This is a genomic window from Streptomyces noursei ATCC 11455 (assembly GCF_001704275.1).
In the GTDB taxonomy this organism is placed as follows: domain Bacteria; phylum Actinomycetota; class Actinomycetes; order Streptomycetales; family Streptomycetaceae; genus Streptomyces; species Streptomyces noursei.
On record NZ_CP011533.1, the window covers coordinates 7,359,705 to 7,377,098 of the forward strand.

At 74.1% G+C, this 17,394-nt stretch carries 17 protein-coding genes and 1 tRNA gene; 15 read left to right on the forward strand and 3 right to left on the reverse strand.

The annotated features are described in order from the left end of the window. The first annotated feature begins 56 nt into the window (after positions 1-56). Together SNOUR_RS31235 and SNOUR_RS31240 are read left to right on the forward strand one after the other, a co-directional pair. The gene (locus SNOUR_RS31235) at positions 57-509 is read left to right on the forward strand and encodes a GNAT family N-acetyltransferase (protein WP_067353671.1); all 453 of its coding nucleotides are present in this window, start codon (positions 57-59) and stop codon (positions 507-509) included. A 20-nt stretch (positions 510-529) separates the two neighbouring features. Next, entirely contained in the window at positions 530-1,627 is a 1,098-nt protein-coding gene (locus SNOUR_RS31240) for a pyridoxal-phosphate dependent enzyme (RefSeq protein WP_067353672.1), read from the forward strand. 24 nt (positions 1,628-1,651) lie between these two features. Here the strand turns inward: SNOUR_RS31240 and SNOUR_RS31245 are convergent, their stop codons facing one another. Further along, positions 1,652-2,419: a helix-turn-helix transcriptional regulator gene (locus tag SNOUR_RS31245; RefSeq protein ID WP_067353675.1), complete on the reverse strand. Its 768-nt coding sequence runs from the start codon at positions 2,417-2,419 to the stop codon at positions 1,652-1,654. Positions 2,420-2,550: 131 nt separating this feature from the next. Beyond that, positions 2,551-3,654 (reverse strand): class I SAM-dependent methyltransferase, encoded by a 1,104-nt coding sequence (locus SNOUR_RS31250; protein ID WP_067358946.1) that lies wholly within the window; start codon positions 3,652-3,654, stop codon positions 2,551-2,553. Between the two features lie 131 nt (positions 3,655-3,785). Between SNOUR_RS31250 and SNOUR_RS31255 the strand changes: the two genes are divergently transcribed. The 11 genes from SNOUR_RS31255 to pstS all read left to right on the forward strand — a co-directional run bounded on the left by SNOUR_RS31255 (position 3,786) and on the right by pstS (position 15,279). After that, the gene (locus SNOUR_RS31255; protein ID WP_067353676.1) at positions 3,786-3,977 is read left to right on the forward strand and encodes a DUF1059 domain-containing protein; all 192 of its coding nucleotides are present in this window, start codon (positions 3,786-3,788) and stop codon (positions 3,975-3,977) included. 196 nt (positions 3,978-4,173) lie between these two features. Further along, positions 4,174-5,748 carry a N,N-dimethylformamidase beta subunit family domain-containing protein gene (locus SNOUR_RS31260; RefSeq protein WP_174717917.1) on the forward strand — a complete coding sequence of 525 codons (1,575 nt, stop codon included), beginning with the start codon at positions 4,174-4,176 and terminating at the stop codon, positions 5,746-5,748. 163 nt (positions 5,749-5,911) lie between these two features. Beyond that, positions 5,912-6,559: a TetR/AcrR family transcriptional regulator gene (locus SNOUR_RS31265; RefSeq protein ID WP_067353679.1), complete on the forward strand. Its 648-nt coding sequence runs from the start codon at positions 5,912-5,914 to the stop codon at positions 6,557-6,559. Further along, positions 6,556-7,266: a VC0807 family protein gene (locus tag SNOUR_RS31270; RefSeq protein ID WP_079142979.1), complete on the forward strand. Its 711-nt coding sequence runs from the start codon at positions 6,556-6,558 to the stop codon at positions 7,264-7,266. Before SNOUR_RS31265 ends, SNOUR_RS31270 begins: the two co-directional genes overlap by 4 nt. A gap of 7 nt (positions 7,267-7,273) precedes the next feature. Further along, entirely contained in the window at positions 7,274-8,773 is a 1,500-nt protein-coding gene (locus SNOUR_RS31275) for an FAD-dependent monooxygenase (RefSeq protein ID WP_067353681.1), read from the forward strand. A 51-nt stretch (positions 8,774-8,824) separates the two neighbouring features. Further along, positions 8,825-9,853, forward strand: coding sequence for an N-acetyl-gamma-glutamyl-phosphate reductase (argC, locus tag SNOUR_RS31280; RefSeq protein ID WP_067353684.1), 1,029 nt, complete (start codon positions 8,825-8,827; stop codon positions 9,851-9,853). A gap of 88 nt (positions 9,854-9,941) precedes the next feature. Beyond that, the gene (gene argJ / locus SNOUR_RS31285; protein ID WP_067353687.1) at positions 9,942-11,096 is read left to right on the forward strand and encodes a bifunctional glutamate N-acetyltransferase/amino-acid acetyltransferase ArgJ; all 1,155 of its coding nucleotides are present in this window, start codon (positions 9,942-9,944) and stop codon (positions 11,094-11,096) included. Positions 11,097-11,160: 64 nt separating this feature from the next. Further along, positions 11,161-12,120 (forward strand): acetylglutamate kinase, encoded by a 960-nt coding sequence (gene argB, locus SNOUR_RS31290; RefSeq protein ID WP_067353689.1) that lies wholly within the window; start codon positions 11,161-11,163, stop codon positions 12,118-12,120. After that, the gene (locus SNOUR_RS31295) at positions 12,117-13,385 is read left to right on the forward strand and encodes an acetylornithine transaminase (protein WP_067353701.1); all 1,269 of its coding nucleotides are present in this window, start codon (positions 12,117-12,119) and stop codon (positions 13,383-13,385) included. Before argB ends, SNOUR_RS31295 begins: the two co-directional genes overlap by 4 nt. A 7-nt stretch (positions 13,386-13,392) precedes the next feature. Beyond that, positions 13,393-13,947: an arginine repressor gene (locus tag SNOUR_RS31300; RefSeq protein WP_039637945.1), complete on the forward strand. Its 555-nt coding sequence runs from the start codon at positions 13,393-13,395 to the stop codon at positions 13,945-13,947. 186 nt (positions 13,948-14,133) lie between these two features. After that, on the forward strand, positions 14,134-15,279 hold the full coding sequence (pstS, locus tag SNOUR_RS31305) for a phosphate ABC transporter substrate-binding protein PstS (RefSeq protein WP_067353703.1): 1,146 nt from the start codon (positions 14,134-14,136) through the stop codon (positions 15,277-15,279). Between the two features lie 127 nt (positions 15,280-15,406). Here the strand turns inward: pstS and SNOUR_RS31310 are convergent. Next, positions 15,407-15,480 (reverse strand) — tRNA-Pro (locus tag SNOUR_RS31310). A 144-nt stretch (positions 15,481-15,624) separates the two neighbouring features. Here SNOUR_RS31310 and SNOUR_RS31315 point away from each other — a divergent pair. Together SNOUR_RS31315 and SNOUR_RS31320 are read left to right on the forward strand one after the other, a co-directional pair. Further along, on the forward strand, positions 15,625-16,026 hold the full coding sequence (locus tag SNOUR_RS31315) for a DUF488 domain-containing protein (RefSeq protein ID WP_067353706.1): 402 nt from the start codon (positions 15,625-15,627) through the stop codon (positions 16,024-16,026). 152 nt (positions 16,027-16,178) lie between these two features. Then, on the forward strand, positions 16,179-17,375 hold the full coding sequence (locus SNOUR_RS31320; RefSeq protein ID WP_067353709.1) for an argininosuccinate synthase: 1,197 nt from the start codon (positions 16,179-16,181) through the stop codon (positions 17,373-17,375). Positions 17,376-17,394 lie beyond the last annotated feature (19 nt).

Below are 17,394 nucleotides of genomic sequence, written 5' to 3' on the forward strand. Positions count from 1 at the left end.
GGGCCGGCCCGGCAACCCGTTCGACGCGGACCCGACCCTTCTGCCACGCTCCGGGCATGACTGCCCGCGCCCTCGACGGCTACGAGATCTCCACCGACCCGGACCGCCTTGACTCCGGCCTGGTCCACGACTGGCTCGCCAACGACTCCTACTGGGCCCTGGGCCGTACCCGCGCGCACCACGACCGCGCCGTCGCCGGCTCGCTCAACTTCGGCCTGTACGAGGCGGCTTCGGGTCGTCAGGTCGCCTACGCCCGGGTCGTCACGGACCACGCCACCTTCGCCTGGCTCTGCGACGTCTACGTCTCCCCCGACGACCGCGGCAAGGGCCTGGGCACCGCCCTGGTCGAGGAGATCGCCGAGCACCTGGCGTCGCACGGGCTGGCCCGGCTCACCCTCGCCACCAAGGACGCGCACGGCGTCTACGAGAAGGTCGGCTTCCGGCCGCTGGTCGCCCCCGAGCAGTGGATGACGCTGGGGCTGCTCGACCCGGGCCCGGTCGGTCCTTGACCCGCGCCGGGATCCCGCCGATGACCGAGAGCCCCGTCCCGCCGCCCGACGACTGGGCGGCCCGCGCGCTGCGCGACCTCGCCGCCGACGCCGCGCCGACCCCGCTGCGGCCGGTGCGCCTGCCCGCCCTCCCGGAGATCGACCTGTATGTCAAGGACGAGTCGGCGCACCCCACCGGCAGCGTCAAGCACCGGCTGCTGCGCGAGCTGTACCGCGCCGCCGTCCAGGACGGGACCCTCACCGAGGGGACGCCGGTGGTGATGGGCAGCGGCGGCGCGGCGGCGGTGGCCGGGGCGTACTTCGCCCGGCTGCTGGGCCTGCCGTTCACCGCCGTCCTGCCGCGGACCGCGCCGGCCGCCGTCCACGACCGGATCGCGGCCCACGGCGGCCGGTGCCGGACTGGCGAACTGCCGCCCGCCGCCGTGCTGGAGGAGGCCCGGACGCTGGCCGGGCGCACCGGGGGCCACTTCCTCGACCATTTCGCCGCGGCCGGGCGGTCGCCGGACGGTCCGGCCCCGATGCCGGACCTCGGCACCGAGATCCTCGACGGGCTGCGGGGCGCCCGCCACCCCGTCCCGCGGTGGCTGGTGACCGGCGCCGGCACCGGCGCCACCTCCGCCTCCCTGGGTCGCCATCTGCGCCGCCACGGCCTGCCGACCCGGCTGGCCGTCGCCGACCCGGAACACTCCGCCTACTTCCCGGCCTGGGCGAGCGGCTGCGACGACTACGCGACGGGGATGCCGTCCCGGATCCCGGGCATCGGCCGCCCGCGCACCGAACCCGGCTTCCGGCCGGAGCTGATCGACCTGGTCGTCCCGGTCCCGGACGCCGCCTCCGTCGCCGCGATGCGCTGGCTGCACCGGACCGCCGGGCTGGCCTGCGGCCCGGCGACCGGCACCGCGCTGTGGGCGGCCTGCCACCTCGCCGCGCGCCTGCGGGCCGAGGGCACCGGGGGCGGCCTGGTCCTCCTCGCCGGGGACGGCGCGGAGCCGTACCGCACCACCCACCTCGACGCCGGCTGGCTGGCCGCCAAGGGGCTCGAACCGGCCCCGTACGAGGCCGGGTTGGCGCGCTTCGCGGAGAGCGGCCGGTGGACCTGGCCGCCCGCGCCCCGCTGAGCCGGCGGCGGCCCGCCCGGCACCTCACGCCCCGGCGCCCGGACCCCGGCCCGGCCGCCCGGCCGCCCGCATCAGCCAGGCGTTGGCCGCCGCGACCCGGCCGCCGACCTGCAGCTTGGCGTAGGCGTGCTCCAGGTGCTTGTCCACCGTGCGGGGGCTGATCGCCAGCCGGTGCGCGATCTGCTGGTTGGTCAGACCGTCGGCGAGCAGGCACAGCACGGCCGATTCGCGACGGGTGACCAGGTCCCCGGCCGGGGCCGGCGGGGCGAGGCGGCCCATCACCCGGCTGAGGCGGGCGCGCAGCAGCACCGCGGCGGCCACGTCCGCGTCGCTGAAGTCGCTGCCGTGGCGGTCCCGGCTGACCACCACCGAGACCCGCCGTGGAACGCCCGCGGCATAGCCCGCCGGGAAGGACATGGCCAGCTGCCGCTCGGCCCCGAACGGCCGGTAGACATCGGGGTAGACCGGGAGCGCGTGGAACTCGCCGGGGGTCTGCAGCGCCGAGCGGCGCAGCGGGACGCCGCTGCCGATCCGGGTGTGCCGGACGAAGGAGTCGCACCACCACCCGCGGTCGAACGCGTCCAGCACGTCCCGGCTCAGCAGGTCGTCCGGGAGGGTGCGCAGCGGATGGGCGGGGTCGGGGCGGGGCGACCAGATGATGCTGTCGCCGGGCAGCGCGCCGAGCAGCAGCGGCAGCAGCGCCGGAACCAGGGTGTCCTCGTCCACGGCGTCGATCAGGAGGTCGACGACGGAGAGGATGCGCCGCAGGCCGGCCTCCGCGGCCGCGCTCATACATCCAGCCTGCCGAGCCCTCCGGCCCGGGTCAAGGCCGCTCGGAGCGGTTCCCGGGGCGTTGCCGGGAACCGCCCGGAGCGGGGCCGCCCGGCCGGCCGGGGGAAGACCGGCCGGGGGCGTCGGGCGGGTCAGCGCCCGACGGCATAGACGCGGTTGACCGGGCTCTGGGCCGCCAGTCGCCAGTGGTGCAGCCCGGCCGCGTCGGCGAGTTCCCGCAGCGCCCGCTCGCCCGCGTGGTTCCCCAGGGCCTGCGGGCCGTGCTGGGCCAGCGCGGACGGCAGGCAGACGGCCACCGAGGCGGCGGTCAGCACCCGGCCGACCGGGTTGGCGTTCTCGTCCGCGTGCGGGGAGGCGTTCGGTTCCACGATCATGCAGGTGCCGTCCTCGGCGAGGGCGTGCTCGGCGTGCCGGAGCGCGGCGCCCGGGTCGCCGATGTCGTGCAGGCAGTCGAAGTAGGTGATCAGGTCGAAGTCCTCGCCGGGGAAGTCGTCGGCGCCCGCCACCTCGAAGGTCACCCGGTCGGCCACGCCCTGCTCGGCGGCGATCCCGCGGGCCGCCTCCACGGACGGGCGGTGGAAGTCGTAGCCGGTGAAGCGGGAGTTGGGGAACGCCCGCGCCATCAGCGCCGTCGAGTAGCCGTAACCGCATCCGACGTCCGCCACCGCGGCCCCGCGCTCCAGCTTCTCCACCACGCCGTCCAGCGAGGCCAGCCATTCGGGCACCAGCGACGCCGCGTAACCGGGACGGAAGAACTTCGCGGTGCCCTCGAAAAGCGCCGCTCCGTGTTCCTCCCAGCCGATGCCCTCGCCGGTGCGGAACGCCTCCATCAGGCTGTCCTCGGTGGCGTACAGCGCCTGCAGCACGGTGAAGAAGCCGGCCGCGTAGCTGGGCAGCCCGGACTCGGCGAGGACCGCGGCGTGCTCGTCCGGGAGCAGATAGGTGTCGCGGTCCGGCGCGTACATCACGTACCCGCCGGCCACCTGGGCCGCCAGCCACTCCCGGACGTACCGCTCGACCAGCCCGGTGCGGGCGGCGAGCTGGGCGGAGGTCAGCGGGCCGACGCCGGCCATCGCCCGGTACAGCCCGAGCCGGTCGCCGAGAGAGGTGCACAGGCCCGCGACCGCGGCCCCGCCGTCGGTGATCACCCGCTCCAGGAACGCGCTCACCCGTTCCTGCCGGGTGGTCCCGCCGTCGCCGATGGCGCCCGGTGCGGCCGGGGCGGACACCGCCATGGCCGTCACCTCCTCGCCTTGCTGCCTCCACTGCACCAGCTCCGGCCGCCGTCGCGCCATACGCGGTTCCCCGTATACGCGCGGCGCGGCGGGCCCCGGCGGCCGACACTGGGGACGAGGAGGTGGTGGTGATGCGCAAGTTGATCGACTGCCGGGACCACCCCAGTGAGACGCGGTGCACCCTCGTCCTCATCGGCGAGGAGGAGGAAGTGCTCCGCGCCGCCGCCGAGCACGCGGTCTCCGCGCACGGCCGCACGGACGGCCCCGAACTGCGCGCGCAGCTCCGCAGGTCCCTCAGGAACGAGACGCCGCAGCCCGCCTGAGCCGACGGGGGAGCGGCGGCCCGAGCCCGGCCGTCCCCGCGGGGCGGCCGGGCCCCGGGTGCCCCGGGCGGGCCCCCGATACCCGCGTTCGGGCCCGCTGCGGTCGTCCGGTCGCGCCGCCGGGCGCAGGATCGTCCTGGAACGGATCGTCCTGGGACGGACCACGCACCAGGAACGCACGGACGGGAGCGACCCGATGGCGGACGGCGCCGCACGCGACGCGGGGGAGCGCCGCGCCGCGGACCGGCCGCCCGCCGGCCTGGACCGCCGGCACTTCCTCGGCGCCGCCACCGGCATCGCGGCCCTGGCCACCGGCCTGACCGGCTGCGACTCCCCGGGCGGCACCCGCGGCCACCGGCCCGCGGACCCGCTCACCGCCGAGCGCGCCCGCCCCGGCAGCCCGGACTGGCGGCTGCGTGCCACCGGCCCGCCGGAGGCGATCGAGGGCTATGCGGACCGGGTGAGCGTGCTGCCCGGCGAGGAGTTCGGCCTGCACGTCTCCACCACCGCGCCCGGCTTCCGCATCCGCGCCTACCGGGTCGGCTGGTACGGCGGCGCCCAGGCGCGGCTGGTGTGGCGCTCGGAGCGGCTCGCCGGGCGGCGCGGCCCGGACCCGCGGCTGCTGGCCGCGACCCGGACGGTGGTGGCCGGCTGGCCGCGCACCACGGCCGTCCGCACCGACGGCTGGCCGCCCGGCGCCTATCTGCTCCGCCTCGACGCCGACCACGGCCACCAGCGGTACGTCCCGCTGATCGTCCGCTCGGCCGGCGCCGCGGGCCGCACCGCCCTGATGCACGCGGTGACGACCTGGCAGGCGTACAACGCCTGGGGCGGCCACAGCCTCTACCGGGGCCGGGACGGCGCCTACGCCACCCGCTCGCTGGCGGTCACCTTCGACCGCCCCTACGACGCCACCGGCGCCGAGAAGTTCCTGGTCTACGAGCGCGCCCTGGTGGTGCTGGCCGAACGCCTGGGCCTGCCGCTGGCCTACACCACCTCGGTGGACGTCCACCGCGACCCGTCCGCGCTGCGCGGCGCCACCGCCGTGGTCTCCCTCGGCCACGACGAATACTGGACGCCGCAGCAGCGCGCGCACGTCACCCGGGCCCGCGACAGCGGCACCAACGTCGCCTTCCTGGGCGCCAACGCCTGCTTCCGCCGGGTCCGTCTGGACGCCGGCCAGGACGGCCCGCTGCGCACCGTGACCTGCTACAAGACCGCCTACCGCGACGACCCGGGGTTCGCCGACCACCGCGACCCGCCCACCCACGACTTCCGCGCGCCGCCCGCCGCCGACCCGGAGTCGGCCCTGACCGGCGTGTTCTACGAGGGCTACCCGACGGACGCGCCCTACGTGGTGCACGGCGCCGGCCACTGGCTCTTCGAGGGCACCGGCGTCAGGACCGGCGACGCCTTCCCGCACCTGGTCGGCGTGGAGTACGACCGGGTCACGCCCGAGGCCCCCACCCCCGCCGACCTGGAGATCGTCGCGCACTCCCCGCTGGTCTGCCAGGGTCGCGCCAGCCACGCCGACTCCGCCTACTACACCGTCCCCGGCGGAGCCGGCGTCTTCGCCACCGGCACCATGCGCTGGGTCGAGGCCCTCATGGCGGGCACCCGGGACGACGGTCGCGACCACGGTATGGACCGCCGCACCGGTGCCTTCGTCACCCGCACCACCGAGAACCTGCTGCGCGCCTTCGCCGCGGGCCCGGCGGCGCACCACCGCCCGGCGCCGGAACCGAACACCGGCCGGGTGTACGGGACATGAGCCGGCCGACCCCCGGCCCGGCCCCCGGCGCCGTGTGACGGCCGGGTCCCTTCCCCGGTCCGGGGCCGCCCTCCGCCCCCTCTTGCTCGGGTGAGCAAATCTCCCTTGCTCGGTCGAGCAAAACATCTTGCTCGGGCGAGCAAACGCGGCTACTGTCTTGCTCATGCAAGCAAAGAACAGCACGGCCAAGCAAAAGGCGACGCGCAGGACCGGGCAGCCCTCGTTCACCGAGTCGGGCCGCCGGGCCCAGATCGTCGCCGCGGCGATCGACGTCATCGCCGAGGTCGGCTATCACCGGGCCTCGTTCGCGAAGATCGCGGAGCGCGCCGGGCTGAGCAGCACGGGGATGATCTCCTACCACTTCGACGGCCGGGACGACCTGATGCGCGAGGTCGTCACCGAGGTGATGCGGCTCGCGGACGGCTTCGTCCGCCCGCGCATCGAGGCCCACGAGAGCTACGCGGCCCGCCTGCGCGCCTCCATCGAGGGCAATCTCGACCTGTTCGCCGAGTACCCCAACCACCTCGCGGCGATCGTCGAGATCCTCGGCAACCTCCGCGGCGAGGACCCCGGCATGGTCGCCTTCCTCGGCACGACGGAGGCGAACCTCGCGGTCCAGGTGGAGCAGCTCCGCAAGGCGCAGCGCGCCGGCGAGTTCTGCGACTTCGACCCGTGGGTGATGATGCGCGCGATCCGCGCCGCCATCGACGACGTGGTGCGCCGCGCCACCCACGATCCCGATCTCGATGTACGGGCCGCCGGCCGGGAGTTGGCGGACCTGTTCGACCGCGCCACCAGGAGGGCGTCATGACCGCGGACACGGGGGCACACACCATGGCCACGCACCGGGCACCAGGGACCGACGCGGACGGGGCCCTCGCGGCGGCCGCCCGGCGTCGCACGAAGGCGCTGCGCCGCCGGCTCGCCGCGCAGCTCCTCTTCGAACTGGTCCTCCCGCTCGGCTCCTACTACGGACTGCGCGCGGCCGGCCTCGACCAGTGGCTCGCGATGGCCGTCGGCGGCGCGCTGCTGCTGCCGTGGATCGTCTACGGCATCGTGCGGCAGCGCCGGGTGGAGGCGATGGCGGTGTTCACGCTGAGCCTGGTGGTGATCGGCACGGTGCTGACCCTGGTCTCCGGCAGCCCCCGGGTGGTGATGATCCGGGACAGCTGGCTGACCGCGGCGATCGGCCTCTGGGTGCTCGGCACGCTGTTCACCCGGCGCCCGTTCATCATGACCGCCTCGCGCGGCATCGTCATCGCCAAGGTCGGCGAGGCCGGACTGGTCGAGTGGGAGGCGCGGTGGGACACCGAGCCGACGTTCCGTCATCACCTGCGGCTGGTCACGGCGGTGTGGGGCGCGGTCTTCCTGCTCGACGCGGTGCTGCGGGTGGTGCTGGCGTACACGATCCCGGTGGACGCCTTCCCGCTCACCAGCACCGTGCTGTGGCTGGTGATGCTCGGCGGACTGCTCACCTGGCACAACTGGTACCTCACCCGGCACGGCATGAAGCTGTAGGGGAGCCGTGGACACCGACTACGAGGTGCTGATCGCGGGGGCGGGCCCGACCGGCCTGCTGCTCGCCAACGAGCTGGGCCTGGCCGGCGTGCGGGCGGCCGTCGTGGAGCGGCTGCCCTTCCGGACCGGCCGGTCCAAGGCACTCAACCTCCAGCCGCGCACCGCCGAGGTGCTGGACTGCCGAGGCTGGCTGGCCCCGGTCCTGGACCGGTCGCTGGCGCTGCTCCCCGCCGGCCACTTCGCCGGACTGCCGCTCCACTACGACGCGTTGGACACGCCGTTCCCGCACCAGGTCGGCATCCCGCAGGCCCGGGTCGAGGAGTTCCTGGAGGACCACCTCGCCCGGTACGGCGTCCCGGTGCTGCGGGGCCGGGAGGTGACGTCGTTCCGTCAGGACGCGGACGGTGTCACCGTGAGCCTCCTCGGGCCCGACGGCGCGGAGCGCACCGTCCGGGCCGGGTACCTGGTGGGCGCGGACGGCGGGCGCAGCACGGTGCGCCGCGTCCTGGGCATGCCCTTCCCGGGGTGGGACGGCCGGATCGGCATGGCCGTCGCCGACGTCGAACTCGTCGCGCCCGCCGCTGCGGAGACCGCGCCCGCCGGCCCCGGCGAGGCATGGCGCCTGCCCGACCTCACCCCGGACCCCGCGGGCGTCGCCTTCCTGCTCCCGCTCGGCGACGGGGTGCACCGGCTGCTCCTCGGCGGCCCCGAGCAGCAGGGCGTCGACCTCGACGCCCCGGTCACCGACGACGAGGTGCGCACGGCGCTGGCCCGCTGCCCCGGCCCGCCGCGCGAACTGCGCGCGGTCCGCTGGGCGTCCCGCTTCACCGACGCCGCCCGGCAGGCCGAGCGGTACGCCGACGGCCGGGTGCTGCTGGCCGGCGACGCGGCCCACATCCACGCCCCCGCCGGCGGTCAGGGCCTCAACCTCGGCATGCAGGACGCGTTCAACCTGGGCTGGAAGCTGGCCGCGGTGATCCGCGGCCGGGCTCCGGACGGCCTGCTGGCCACCTACCACGCCGAACGGCACCCGGTCGGCGCCCGGGTGCTCGCCAACACCCGCGCGCAGACGGTGCTGACGCTCCCCGACCCGGACGCCTTGGTGGTCCGCGAGATGTTCGCCGACCTGCTCGCCGTGCCGGAGGCCAACCGCCGCATCGCCGCCATGATCGCCGGCACGGATATCCGCTACCCGATGCCCGATACGCCGGACCACCCGCTGCTGGGGGCGCGGGTGCCCGGCGTCCGGCTGCCGTCCGGCCGCGGCCTGCTGCTGGCCGGCGCCGCCTCGACGGCCGCCGCCGTGGCGGACGGCTGGGCGGACCGGGTCGACCGCGCCGACGCCGGGCCCGCGGCGGGCGCCGGCGAGGCGCTGCTGGTCCGCCCGGACGGGCATGTCTGCTGGGCCGGCCGGGACGGTGGAGCGGAGGGCCTGCGCGCCGCCCTCGCCCGGTGGTTCGGCGCGCCCCGCCCGGGCGCGAGCCGCCCATCCGGCAGCATTGCATAAAACTGCAATCATCCGTATAGTCATGCCATCGAGACGGAGGGTCCAGGGGTCATGACGGTACGAGCAGCAGTCGCCGGTGCGAGCGGATACGCGGGAGGGGAACTCCTGCGCCTGCTCCTGGGGCACCCGGAGGTCGAGATCGGCGCGGTGACCGGGCACTCCAACGCGGGGCAGCGCCTGGCCGCGCTCCAGCCGCACCTGGCCCCGCTGGCCGACCGCGTGCTGGCGCCGACCTCGCCCGAGGCGCTGGCCGGCCACGACGTGGTGTTCCTCGCGCTGCCGCACGGCCAGTCCGCGGCGGTCGCCGAGCAGCTCGGCCCCGAGGTGCTGGTGGTGGACTGCGGCGCGGACTTCCGGCTGCAGGACGCCGCCGACTGGGAGGCGTTCTACGGTTCGCCGCACGCCGGCACCTGGCCGTACGGCCTCCCGGAGCTGCCCGGCGGCCGCGCGGCGCTGCAGGGGTCCAAGCGCATCGCGGTCCCGGGCTGCTACCCCACCGCCGTCTCGCTCGCGCTGTTCCCGGCCTACGCGGCCGGCCTCGCCGAGCCGGAGGCCGTGATCGTCGCGGCGTCCGGCACCTCCGGCGCGGGCAAGGCCCTCAAGCCGCACCTCCTCGGCTCCGAGGTCATGGGCTCGATGAGCCCGTACGGCGTCGGCGGCGGGCACCGGCACACCCCGGAGATGATCCAGAACCTCGGCGCGGCGGCCGGCGAGCGGGTCACGGTGTCCTTCACCCCGACCCTGGCGCCGATGCCCCGAGGCATCCTCGCCACCTGCTCGGCCAAGGCCCGACCCGGCGTGGACGCCGAGGCGGTGCGCGCCGCCTACGAGAAGGCGCTGGCCGGCGAACCGTTCGTCCGGCTGCTGCCCGAGGGGCAGTGGCCCACCACCGCCGCCGTGTACGGCTCCAACGCCGCACAGATCCAGGTGGCCCTCGACCCGGCGGCCGGCCGGATCATCGCGATCAGTGCCATCGACAACCTGACCAAGGGGACCGCGGGCGGCGCGGTCCAGAGCATGAACATTGCCCTCGGCCTCCCCGAGGAGCTGGGCCTTTCCACGATGGGAGTCGCGCCGTGAGCGTCGCACGTGCAGCCACCGGGCCGCAGACGATGACGAGTGCCGCGCCGCTGCGCTGCACGGGCGGAGAAGTGAACGAGGAGACGCAGTGAGTGTGACGGCAGCGCAGGGATTCCTCGCGGCGGGCATCGCCGCCGGGATCAAGGAGAACGGCAACCCCGATCTCGCCCTGGTGGTCAACAGCGGGCCGCGCCTGGCCGCCGCCGGCGTGTTCACCTCGAACCGCGTCAAGGCGGCGCCGGTGCGGTGGTCCGAGCAGGTCCTCAAGGGCGGCCGGGTCTCCGCGGTGATCCTCAACTCCGGTGGCGCCAACGCCTGTACGGGCCCGCTCGGCTTCCAGGACACCCACGCGACCGCGGAGAAGGTCGCCGAGGTGCTGGACGGGCACAGCGCCGCCGAGGTCGCGGTGGCCTCCACCGGCCTGATCGGCGTGCGCCTGCCGATGGACAAGCTGCTGCCCGGCGTCGAGAAGGCCGCGACCGAACTCACCGGCCACGGCGGCGAGAAGGCCGCGATCGCCATCAAGACCACCGACAGCGTCCACAAGACCGCGCAGGTCACCAAGGACGGCTGGACCGTCGGCGGGATGGCCAAGGGCGCCGGCATGCTCGCCCCCGGCCTGGCCACCATGCTCGCCGTGCTGACCACCGACGCCGACGTGCCGGCCGAGCAGCTGGACGCCGCGCTGCGTGCCGCCACCCGCGCCACCTTCGACCGGGTCGACTCCGACGGCTGCATGTCCACCAACGACACGGTGCTGCTGCTGGCCTCCGGCGCCTCCGGTGTCGTGCCCGACCAGGACGCCTTCGCCGAGGCGGTCCGGGAGGTCTGCGACGACCTGGCCCGGCAGCTGATCGGCGACGCGGAGGGCGCCAGCAAGGACATCCGCATCGAGGTGATCAACGCCGCCGACGAGGACGACGCGGTCGAGGTCGGCCGCTCCATCGCCCGCAACAACCTGCTCAAGTGCGCCATCCACGGCGAGGACCCCAACTGGGGCCGGGTGCTCTCCGCGATCGGCACCACCGCCGCCGCCTTCGACCCGGACCGGCTCAACGTCGCGATCAACGACGTCTGGGTCTGCAGGAACGGCTCGGTGGGCGAGGACCGGGAGCTGGTGGACATGCGCTACCGCGAGGTGCGGATCACCGCCGACCTCGCCGCCGGCACGGAGTCCGCGGTCATCTGGGCCAACGACCTCACCGCCGACTACGTCCACGAGAACAGCGCGTACTCCTCATGACCGGACCCGCCGCGCACCGGCGCGCACCGGACGGACACCCCACGGAGCGGAACGAGGCCGCCGCATGACCACCCGTAAGCACACCGCGCTCCCCAAGGCCCGCACGCTCGTCGAGGCGCTGCCCTGGCTGACCCGGCACCACGGCAAGACCGTGGTGATCAAGTTCGGCGGCAACGCCATGGTCGACGACGAGCTCAAGCGCGCCTTCGCCCAGGACGTGGTCTTCCTGCGGCACGCCGGACTGCGCCCGGTCGTCGTCCACGGCGGCGGCCCGCAGATCAGCGCCCAGCTCGAACTCCTCGGCCTGGCCTCGGAGTTCAAGGCCGGCCTGCGGGTCACCTCGCCCGAGGCGATGAACGTCGTCCGGATGGTGCTGGCCGGCCAGGTCCAGCGCGAGCTGGTCGGCCTGCTCAACGAGCACGGCCCGCTCGCCGTCGGCATGACCGGCGAGGACGCCCGGCTGATGTCCGCCACCAAGCACTACGCGGACGTCGACGGCGAGCGGATCGACATCGGCCGGGTCGGCGAGATCACCGCCATCGACCCCGGCGCGGTGCAGGCCCTGCTGGACGACGGCCGGATCCCGGTGATCTCGTCCGTCGCCCGCAGCAGCGACGACGGCGACGGCGCCGGCGTCTTCAACGTCAACGCCGACACCGCCGCCGCCGCCCTGGCCGCGGCGCTCGGCGCGGAGACCCTGATGGTGCTCACCGACGTCGAGGGCCTCTACGAGGACTGGCCGCACAGCGACGAGGTGATCTCCCGGCTCACCGCGAGCCAGCTGGAGAAGCTGCTGCCCGACCTGGCCAGCGGCATGGTCCCCAAGATGCAGGGCTGCCTGCACGCCGTGCGCCACGGCGTGCGCAACGCCCGGGTCATCGACGGGCGGGTCCAGCACTCGATCCTGCTGGAGATCTTCACCGACGAGGGCATCGGCACGATGGTGGTCCCGGACCCCGATCCGGCGTCGGCCACCGGCCCGCACGGCAGCACCACACACCACACTGCGGAGGGGACGGCATGAGCGACGGCACGGCGACGGACACCCCGGCGACCCGGGGCACGGTGACCGGCGGAGGACCGGTCACCAACGAGGGGCTCACCGGGCGCTGGCAGGGCGCCATGATGGACAACTTCGGCACCCCCCGCGTCCCGCTCGTCCGCGGCGAGGGCGTCACCGTCTGGGACGCCGACGGCAATGCCTACCTCGACTTCCTCGGCGGGATCGCGGTCAACGCGCTCGGCCACGCCCACCCCGCGGTGGTCCGCGCGGTCTCCGACCAGGTCGCCACCCTCGGCCATGTGTCGAACCTCTTCGTCGCCGAGCCCACCGTGGCCCTCGCCGAGCGCCTGCTCGCGCTCACCGGCCGGCCCGGCCGGGTCTACTTCTCCAACTCCGGCGCCGAGGCGAACGAGGCCGCCTTCAAGATCGGCCGGCTGACCGGCCGCACCCACATGGTCAGCGCCACCGGCGGCTTCCACGGCCGCACCATGGGCGCCCTGGCCCTCACCGGCCAGCCCGCCAAGCAGGACCCGTTCCGCCCGCTGCCCGGCGACGTCGAGCACGTCCCGTACGGCGACGTGGACGCCCTGCGGGCCGCCGTCACCACCGACACCGCCCTCGTCGTCCTGGAGCCGATCCAGGGCGAGAACGGCGTGGTCGTCCCGGCGCCCGACTACCTCCGGGCCGCCCGCGAGATCACCGCCGCCACCGGCACCCTGCTGGTCCTCGACGAGATCCAGACCGGCATCGGCCGCACCGGCCACTGGCTGGCGTCCGCGGCCCAGGGGATCGAGGCCGACGTCATCACCCTCGCCAAGGGCCTCGGCGGCGGCCTCCCCATCGGCGCCACCCTCGCCTTCGGCCCGGCCGCCGACCTGCTCACCCCCGGCTCGCACGGCTCGACGTTCAGCGGCAACCCGATCGTCTGCGCCGGCGCCCTCGCCGTCCTGGACACCATCGAGGCGGACGGCCTCCTCGACCACGTCCAGCGGGTCGGTGCGCGCCTGCGCGCCGGCATCGCCGCCCTGGAGCACCCGTTGGTCGGCCAGGTCCGCGGCGCCGGGCTGCTCCTCGGTATCGTCTTGACCGGGCCCCTCGCGTCACACGTGCAGCAGGCGGCCCAGGACGCGGGCCTTCTGGTCAACGCGGTCGCGCCGGACGTCATCCGGCTCGCCCCGCCGCTGATCGTCTCCGACGAGCAGGTGGAGACCTTCCTCCAGAAGCTCCCCGGCGTCCTCAAGAAGGCCGAGGAATCGGCCAACGGGGAACGAGGATCCGGAGACTGACGCAACGATGACCGAGCCGCAGGGCAACGAGTCGCACACCAGCGGCCCGGCCGTACCGCAGACCCGCACCGCCCGCCACCGCCGGATCGTGGACATCCTCAACCGGCAACCGGTCCGCTCCCAGAGCCAGCTCGCCAAGCTGCTCGCCGACGACGGGCTCTCCGTCACCCAGGCGACGCTCTCCCGCGACCTGGACGAACTGGGTGCGGTCAAGATCCGCAACACCGGCGGGGAGCTGATCTACGCGGTACCGAGCGAGGGCGGCGACCGCAAGCCGCGGGCGCCGCTGGGGGAGTCCGCCAAGGAGGAGCGGATGCGCCGCCTCTCCGGCGAACTCCTCATCTCCGCCGAGGCGTCCGCCAACCTCGTCGTCCTGCGCACCCCGCCGGGCGCCGCCCAGTTCCTGGCCTCCGCCATCGACCAGGCGGAACTCCACGACATCCTCGGCACCATCGCGGGCGACGACACCCTGATGCTGATCAGCCGCGACCCGTCCGGCGGGCAGGCGCTCGCGGACCATCTGCTGCGGCTGGCGCAGAAGGACGACCGCGGGGCGCCGTGACCGCCCCACCGCGGCAATCACCATCCGTAGGTATATAAGTGCATATAGTGACTGAGGGTGCGGTGGTGGCTCCGGCGCTCACCGCCGTGGGAGCCGCCGCCGTACGGACGGACGCCGCGACGGCGCGGTGTCATCACCCTCAGCTGCGTCGGCCGGGGCCGATCCGCAGGTAAGGAGCGCTGCACAGTGAAGCCTCAGCGGAAGGCCGGCCCGCGCACCAGGGCCCTCGGGGCGGTGGCCGTGTGCGGCGCCCTCGCCCTCACGGCCTGCGGTGCGAACGGCGGCTCGGCCCCCTCTCCCAGCCCGTCCGCCCCGTCCCCCAGCCCGTCCGCCGCCGCGGGCGCCATCGCCTGCGGCAGGACGGCCACCCTGCGGGCCTCCGGCTCGACGGCTCAGCAGTACGCGATGAAGTACTGGATCACCACCTACACGCGGGCCTGCGCCGGCACCAGGATCAGCTACGACGGCAACGGCTCGGGGGCCGGCCAGGACGACTTCCTGCGCGGCCGGACGGCCTTCGCCGGCTCGGACTCCCCGCTCGACGCCGACCAGGTGAAGCAGTCCGAGAAGGTCTGCGCCGACGGTGGCCGCGCCATCCACCTGCCGATCGTCGGCGGGCCGATCGCGGTCGCCTTCCACCTCCCCGGCGTCGATCGGCTGGTCCTCGACGCCCCCACCCTCGCCAAGATCTTCAACGGCCGGATCACGCGGTGGGACGACCCGGCGATCGCCGGGCTCAACAAGGACACCAAGCTCCCCGCCACGCCGATCCGGACGTTCCACCGCTCCGACTCCTCCGGCACGACCGACAACTTCACGGCCTACCTCGCCGCCACCGCCCGGGACGCCTGGCCGTATCCGCACGCCAAGGAGTGGCCGGCGCGGGGCGGCGGATCCGCCAAGGGCTCCGCGGATCTCGCCGCCCAGGTGCAGCGGACCACGGGCGGGATCGGCTACGTCGAGCTGCCGTACGCGGTGGACCGGATGCTGCGCACCGTCTCGGTCGCCACCGGCGCGGCGACCCCCGCCGACGCCAACGTGATCGCGGCATCGCACGCGATCGCCGGTGCCCGGACGGTCAACACCGGCCATGACGTCATCCTCGACCTCGACTACGGGACCAAGGTCCCCGGTGCCTATCCCATCGACGTGGTCACCTACGAGATCGTCTGCGACAAGGGCAACAAGCCGGAGACCTGGCCCGCGACCAAGGCGTTCCTGGCGTACATGGCCAGCCAGAAGGGCCAGCAGAACCTGACCTTCCAGGGCTATGCGACGCTCCCGGCCAAGGTCGTGGACGCGGTCCGCCACGAGATCGGCACGCTGTCCTGAGCCCCGCGCGGCCGGCTGACGGGCCGTGAGCTCGCGGCCCGGAAGCGTGCGGCCCGACGCGCGCCCCATACGGCACAAGGCCCGTCGATCCGGGATTCCTCCCGGATCGACGGGCCTTGCGACACCGTCGGGACGACAGGATTTGAACCTGCGACCCCTTGACCCCCAGTCAAGTGCGCTACCAAGCTGCGCCACGTCCCGGTGCCGTGTTCCGACCGGAGACTCCCGGTCGGGCCGTGCAGACAGAAAAATACCCTGTCCGGGCCGATGAATCCAAAGCGGGTCCCCTTTGGGGTGCTCCGGGGCCTCCCGGCGGGCCCGCGGCGACCGTGTTCTGATGGGAATATGCCGGCAAAAGCGCAGAAAGCGAAGAAAACGAACAGGGCGCGCACGGTCGAGGTGCGCCGGGTGTACGACCCGCCGGAACCGGCCGACGGGGCGCGGGTCCTGGTGGACCGGCTGTGGCCCCGGGGGATGGCGAAGGGTGACGAGCGGGTCGCCGACGCCGAGTGGTGCAAGGACGTGGCGCCCTCGACGGAGCTGCGCAAGTGGTACGGGCACGACGAGGCGCGGTTCGAGGAGTTCGTCGAGCGGTACCGGGCCGAGCTGGCCGAGGGCGCGCCGGGTGCGGCGCTGGAGCATCTGCGGGAGCTGGCGGCGGACGGTCCGCTGGCGCTGCTGACGGCGACGAAGGAAGTGCCGCTGAGTCATGCGGCGGTGCTGCAGGAGGAGCTCCGGAAGGGCTGAGGGGGCGCGGCGCGGCACTTCGGGGGCGGCTCCGGCGTCCGTACGGGACCGCTGGCGGCGTCGCTGGCCTGGGGTTTTCTGAGTCCATTGACGAAGCATGCAGTGGAGTGCATACTTATGCCTAGCAGTGAATGCCTCGTAAGGAGAAACCCATGACCGAGCGTGTCGTACTCGCCTACTCGGGCGGCCTGGACACCTCCGTCTGCATCGGCTGGATAGCCGAGGAGACGGGCGCGGAGGTCATCGCCGTTGCCGTGGACGTCGGCCAGGGCGGCGAGGACCTGGACGTCATCCGCAAGCGCGCGCTCGCCTGCGGTGCGGTGGAAGCCGAGGTCGCCGACGCCAGGGACGAATTCGCCGAGGGGTACTGCCTCCCGGCGATCAAGGCCAACGCCCTCTACATGGACCGCTACCCGCTGGTCTCCGCGCTCTCCCGGCCGGCCATCGTCAAGCACCTGGTCGCCGCCGCCGAGAAGCACGGCGCGACCACGGTCGCCCACGGTTGCACCGGCAAGGGGAACGACCAGGTCCGGTTCGAGGCGGGCATCTCCTCGCTCGCTCCCGGCCTGAAGTGCATCGTCCCGGTCCGCGACTACGCGATGACCCGGGACAAGGCGATCGCCTTCGCCGAGAAGGCCGAACTGCCGATCGCCACCACCAAGAAGTCGCCGTACTCCATCGACCAGAACGTCTTCGGGCGGGCCGTGGAGACCGGCTTCCTGGAGGACATCTGGAACGCGCCGATCGAGGACCTCTACGAGTACACCGAGAACCCGGCCACCCCGCGTGAGGCCGACGAGGTCCTGATCACCTTCAAGGAAGGCGCGCCGGTCGCCCTCGACGGCAGGCCGGTCACTGTCCTCCAGGCCATCCAGGAGCTCAACGCGCGGGCCGGCGCCCAGGGCATCGGCCGGATCGACATGGTCGAGGACCGCCTCGTCGGCATCAAGTCCCGCGAGGTGTACGAGGCCCCGGGTGCGATCGCGCTGATCACCGCGCACCAGGAGCTGGAGAACGTCACCGTCGAGCGCGAACTGGCCCGCTACAAGCGGCAGGTCGAGCAGCGCTGGGGCGAGCTGGTCTACGACGGCCTGTGGTTCTCGCCGCTCAAGCGGGCCCTGGACGGCTTCCTCGACGAGGCCAACGCGGCGGTCTCCGGCGACATCCGGATGACCCTGCACGGTGGTCGCGCGGTGGTCACCGGCCGGCGCTCCGAGCAGTCGCTGTACGACTTCGACCTCGCCACCTACGACACCGGCGACACGTTCGACCAGTCGCTCTCCAAGGGCTTCATCGAGCTCTTCGGCATGTCGAGCAAGATTGCCGCGCAGCGCGACCTGGCAGGCTGACCCTTCCGGGACCCGGCGC